The 596-nt window shown below is 61.6% G+C and carries 1 protein-coding gene and 1 pseudogene; both read right to left on the bottom strand.

Annotation, left to right across the window (positions count from 1 at the left end; all coding sequences use genetic code 11):
- Positions 1 to 138: pseudogene (locus tag XI08_RS09820) on the bottom strand (IS3 family transposase); the annotation flags it as partial.
- A partial coding sequence (locus XI08_RS09815) for a transposase (protein WP_271574263.1) occupies positions 139 to 596 on the bottom strand: 458 nt, incomplete at its 5' end.

Genomic DNA, 596 nt, shown 5'->3' with positions numbered 1-596 from the left:
GCGGTTCAGCCAGGCATGGAAGCCCGACCGCGACACTCCCAGCGCATTGCATAGCCATGCCACCGGCCAGATCGTCCGGTGCTTCGCGACGAAGGCGAACTTCATGTCGCTTCCTTCGCGAAGTAGGCTGCGGCCTTCCTAAGAAACAGCCGGATTGGCGTCCCCCGGAAGAGCCTGTAACACGAAGCCCAGTGATTTGGCTCGGCACTGAAGGTTGGCGAGCACACGGCTGCGATATTGTCGCTCATATTGGTCTGCACCCGGATCTCTGTAGTGCATGCCGTGCCGCAGGGTGTTGTAGAATAGAACTGCGATCTTGCGGGCGGTCGCCGTCACCGCCTTTGATTTGCCTGCACGTGAGGATAGCCGGCGATAGAATGCGCCGAGCGCCGTATCGCTCCGTCCGACAGTAGTGGCCGCCAATCGCAACAGTGCGGCTGCCCGACTGGACGATCTTCGTGTGCGTGAAGACAGCACCTTGCCGCCGGAGATTTTGTTGCCCGGTGCAAGGCAGAGCCAGGAGGTGAAGTGCTTGGCGCTCGGCCATGCCCTCAGATCCGTGCCGCACTCGCCGATGAGCTTCAGCGAGAGGGACG

This window comes from Bradyrhizobium sp. CCBAU 11361, from assembly GCF_028128935.1.
In the GTDB taxonomy this organism is placed as follows: domain Bacteria; phylum Pseudomonadota; class Alphaproteobacteria; order Rhizobiales; family Xanthobacteraceae; genus Bradyrhizobium; species Bradyrhizobium niftali.
Note: the sequence above shows the minus strand (reverse complement) of the source record. Positions and strands in the feature narration are given on the sequence as shown.